Below are 4389 nucleotides of genomic sequence, written 5' to 3' on the forward strand. Positions count from 1 at the left end.
TTGTCGTAGGTGTAGGTGGTGGTGATGTTGCGGCCGTCCTTGGCGGTGCTCGTGCGGCCGAGGTTGTCGTAGGTGTAGACGGTGTCGCCCAGCGGCGCGGGGGCGTCGACGTCGGTGAGGTCGCCGGTGGCGTTGTACGTGTAGGACGTCGTGTTGAGGTTGGCGTCCTTGGACGTGCAGCGCTGGCCCTTGAACCCGCCGCAGGTCGCGCTCGCCGGGTTGTAGGTGTAGGTGAGCTGTGCGCCGGTGCCGCCGGTGGTGGCGTCGCTGACGCCCAGGGTGTTGCCGGAGGTGTCGTAGGAGTACGAGGTCTTGTTGCCGTTCGGGTCGGTGAGGCCGGCGGGGAGTTGGGCGCCCGCGTAGGTCTGGTAGCCGGTGAGCGAGGCGGTGGCACCGGTGGGCAGTTGGGCCGAGGTCAGGTTCCCGGAGGAGTCCCAGCCGTAGGTGTTGGTGTTTCCGGGGGTGGTGCCGGTGCCCAGGGCGTCGACGGCGGTGGCGATGTTGTTGTTCGCGTCCCAGGTGGTGTCGCGTTTGTGGCCCTGGGCGTCGGTGACGCGGTCGACCTTGCCGTCGTCCTGGACGGTGTAGGTGGTGGCGTTGCCCCGCGGGTCGGTGACGGTGTTGGTGCCGGCGTAGGCGTGCGCGGCGGAGTACGCGTACAGCGTCGTCGCCTCCTGCCCGGTGGGCAGGTCGGTGACCTGGGTAACGCCGGTGACCCTGCTGGAGGCGTCGTAGGTGAAGCGGGCGATGTGCCCCATCGCGGTGGTGACTTGGGTGACGCGGCCGTCGGTGTCGTAGGCGTAGCGGGTGGTGTTGCCGTCGGCGTCGTCGACCGCGGTCAGTCGGGGCGGCTCTCCGCTGCCGGGGGTGGCGTGGTCCACGTGGTGTAGGTGGTGGTGCGGCCGGTGTTGTCGACGAGTTTGTAGTTTTGCCAGGTCGGTCCGCTGTCGGCGGTCCGCAATTCGATCCAGCGGCCGGAGCGGGTGTCGGTGGCCTTGAACTCCTTGTAGGTCGGCCTGGTGATGGTCACCGTGCCGCCGTTGCGTTCGGTGATCGAGGTCAGGCCGGCGGCGGCGGTGAACGTCTCCTTGCGGCCGTCGGCGCGCCAGGTGAGGGTGTAGACGCCCGCGTTGTCCTTGACAAGGTCGGCTTTGTAGCCGGCGGGTGTGGTGAAGGTGCCGTCGGGGTTCTTGTCGAAGCGGATCGTGTCGCCGGACTCGCCCTGGATGTCGACCGAGCCGGTCCACTCGTGAATGCTTCGTTGCGGGCCCAGGAGTTGGGAGCCCAGCCCTCGTTGGTCCGTGGTCCAGAACGAGTTGTACGTGCGGGTCGCGCGCAGGCGTTGGCCAATGCCGGCGATGTCGAGGTCGGTGCCGGCGATCATCAGGTTGCCGGTGGAGACGTCGACCTTCGCGACGATGGAATCGCTGAGCCGATAGGACTGGTAGGTGTGCCAGGGGACATCCCCGGCGTCCCAGTCGACCATCGTGAACGGCTGGTCGCCGCCCCCACGCCCGTCGCGGGCGGCGACGTTGCTGCCGCGTGGAATGTTGGGGACGGGCTTGGTGACCCCTTTCGGGGCGGGCGGCAGGGGTTGCGGTGTGCCGTGCCCCCACGCGGGTTTCGCGGCGACGGGCACCTCGGGTGTGGCGGACGCCTGGAACGGCGTCAGGGCCGCGACAAGGGCCAACGCGGTGAACACGGACAGCACGCCGGTGCGTGCCGCGGTGTTGTCGAACCGGTCGGAGCGCTTTTTGGCGCGCCGGACTCGGGTTTCCTTCATCGATCCCCCAGGGCTTGCGCACCCCACGGCGGGGTGCGAGCACCAGAAGATTGACAGCATCGAACGAAAATGTGACCGACTACCTCAAGACAGGATTTCTGGTGACAAACCAACCAGCCAATCTGGGAATTCATCCGCCCTGACACAAACAGTTGTCATCGGACAATTTTTCAAGATCAACCCTTGGTGACCGTGTCACCACCTGGGGTTCTCTCGGCTACCCCGGCACCGACGATTCACGTGCGGAATTTCAACCGCTGGAAAAGTTGGCCGGATACGATCTGTCGCGAATTCCATCTTTAACAACCTTTTGATGGGAGGAACAGGCATCTACCCGTGCTTATTTTGATCATCTTCGGGAAATGACTGAAAACGGTAGGGATCAAGCGCCGATCACGCGAGCTCCTCGGCCCGACCGGCATCCGGAAACCCCATCGACGAAAAGGCGTCCGCGGTCGACTCGTCACGCGACGCGGGCCGAGGTCGAGAGAACCAACCTCACACCGGGGGGCGATCCGTCGGTCACGGGTGGCCCCGCCCCGTTTCGAACCGGACGGCCCCGGGCCCCGGCCCGGCGGGGAATTCCTCGTTCACGTCGTGAAGGTGACGCTCGCGTGGAATACCGGCCTCTCCTCCATCTCGACCACGACCTCGGCCTCCGCCTCGTGACGCCCCGCAGGGGTGTCGACAGGAACATCAAGGACGAGAACACACGGACCCGCGGCCACGGGCAACGCGTTCACGACGACCTCCCCGATGGCGTGGGAGACCCCGATGATCACCGCATGCCCGAACCTGACCTTGAGATACACCACCGCGTCCTCGGTCAGGACCCGATCCGCAACACCGGCCACCGTGATCCGCAGAACCCTCCGCACGCCCCCGCGCACCACGCCCGACACGACCGCCCCGACCCTCAACGTTCCTCCATCGCGCCAGCGCCACCCCACCAAATGCATGGACGGTGAAAGCCTGTCCGGGCAACGGCGAACGAACCCCGAGCACAACGACTTATCCGGCCCACGGCGAAACCGACCGGATCATCCCCACCACATATCGGCCCCGGCGCGAGGCGTCCGGAGCGTGTCGAGGGCTGGGGTGCAGCGAAAGTGTCAGCGGCCCTGGCTGCCAACTGTCGGAGCGTTGGCCACGGAAAGTGTCAGTGAATCTGAGAACAAGTCAGGTGGACCCCGCGTGCCTGCCCGCAACCGTGAACCCACGCAGGGTCGTCCTGGACGGCATGACATCGTCCTCGGTGCCTTTACCCGCACCACCCTCGTGGCCGCATTGCGCCCAAGGTGCCGACCCGATCCTGGATCCCGTCGGCTGCCGGGGTGTGCACGTCGTGGGACACACCCTCTGCCTGGCCCACCTCAGCCCCGCCGACCGGGCGGCGTACCTGAACATCCTGGCCCCGGGGGCCGGTGTCGACCACCGCGGTACCACCTTCGACGGTCCCCTCCTGGCCGAAGTTTTGGACGCGCTCCGCGACCCGAGCACCACCCGCCCCCGCCTGGGCACCGCCTTCTTCAGCGCCGCGAGGTTCGTCGCCGACGCCCGGTTCCACGACACGACCTTCACCGCGGAAGCCCGCTTCGACGGCGCCACCTTCACCGGCGACGCCGGATTCGACGGCGCCACCTTCAACGATCAGGCCCGATACGACCGCGCGACCTTCACCGCCGATGCCGGCTTCACCAACGTGAGATTCCTCGCCGAAGCTCGCTTCGCCGGCGCGATGTTCGCCGCCAACGCCCTGTTCGACCACACACACTTCACCGTCGCGTGGTTCAGCGGCGCCACCTTCGCCGGTACCGCCTGGTTCAACGACACGACGTTCACCGCCTTCGGCCGGTTCGGCAGAGCGACCTTCTCCGCCTCCACCCGCTTCGACCGGGCCACCTTCGCCGACACCGCCGGTTTCACCGACGCGGCATTCGCGTCCGCGACGAATCTGGGACCGCTGACGTGCGGCGGAGAGGTCGACCTCTCGGGAGCAGTCTTCGGCGCGCCGATCGTCATCGAGATCGAGGCGGCGAGACTGTCGTGTCTGCGTACCCGGTGGGACGTGACCGCGGCACTGCGCCTACGCCATGCAGCCCTCGATCTTTCCGACGCGGTGGTCACCCAACCCCTCGCCGTCACCTCCCATCCGACGCCGTTCGCATCCGCAACGGCGCCTATCTCGACGCCGAGCCCACCGGCAGGGCCCGTACGCGTGGAGTCTCTTCGGGGCGTCGACGCAGCCCACGTGGTTCTGACGGACACAGACCTCACCGGCTGCGTGTTCACCGGGGCGTTCCATCTCGACCAACTCGCCTTGGCCGGCGAGACCGTCTTCGCCGTGCCGCCCACCGGATGGCGCCTGCGCAACGGCGTCCCGGCCCGCCTCGCCCGCCGCAGGACCGTCGCCGAGGAACACCACTCGCGCGCCCTCGCCCCCGGCGAACCCCCCGCCCCCACGGGGCTGGACAGCCGGCCCCGACCACCCGCGCACCCTGCTCACCCCCGGCCCCGAGGACGTCGGTCCGGTCTACCGGGCACTGCGCAAAGCCTGCGAGGACGCCAAGAACGAACCCGACGCCGCCGACTTCTACTACGGCGAG

At 67.8% G+C, this 4389-nt stretch carries 3 protein-coding genes and 1 pseudogene; 1 reads left to right on the forward strand and 3 read right to left on the reverse strand.

What is annotated here, in order from left to right:
• The 3 genes and pseudogenes from GT354_RS20380 to GT354_RS20390 all read right to left on the reverse strand — a co-directional run.
• A pseudogene (locus GT354_RS20380) lies at nucleotides 1-881 on the reverse strand (RHS repeat protein); the annotation flags it as partial.
• Nucleotides 839-1783 carry a DUF6531 domain-containing protein gene (locus tag GT354_RS20385; RefSeq protein WP_161357753.1) on the reverse strand — a complete coding sequence of 315 codons (945 nt, stop codon included), beginning with the start codon at nucleotides 1781-1783 and terminating at the stop codon, nucleotides 839-841. The gene GT354_RS20385 and the pseudogene GT354_RS20380, both read right to left, overlap by 43 nt.
• 590 nt (nucleotides 1784-2373) lie before the next feature.
• Nucleotides 2374-2703, reverse strand: a complete 330-nt coding sequence (locus GT354_RS20390) for a hypothetical protein (RefSeq protein ID WP_161357755.1) — start codon at nucleotides 2701-2703, stop codon at nucleotides 2374-2376.
• A 425-nt stretch (nucleotides 2704-3128) separates the two neighbouring features.
• On the opposite strand from GT354_RS20390, the gene GT354_RS20395 reads away from it, so the two are divergent.
• On the forward strand, nucleotides 3129-4389 hold a 1261-nt coding region (locus tag GT354_RS20395; RefSeq protein ID WP_161357756.1), incomplete at its 3' end, for a pentapeptide repeat-containing protein.

It is taken from the genome of Streptomyces sp. SID3343, assembly GCF_009865215.1.
Taxonomy (GTDB): domain Bacteria; phylum Actinomycetota; class Actinomycetes; order Streptomycetales; family Streptomycetaceae; genus Embleya.

Excerpts from the sequence above, each read along its gene's own strand:
- GT354_RS20385 (WP_161357753.1), bottom strand. The coding sequence starts at position 1,783 with ATGAAGGAAACCCGAGTCCGGCGCGCCAAAAAGCGCTCCGACCGGTTC.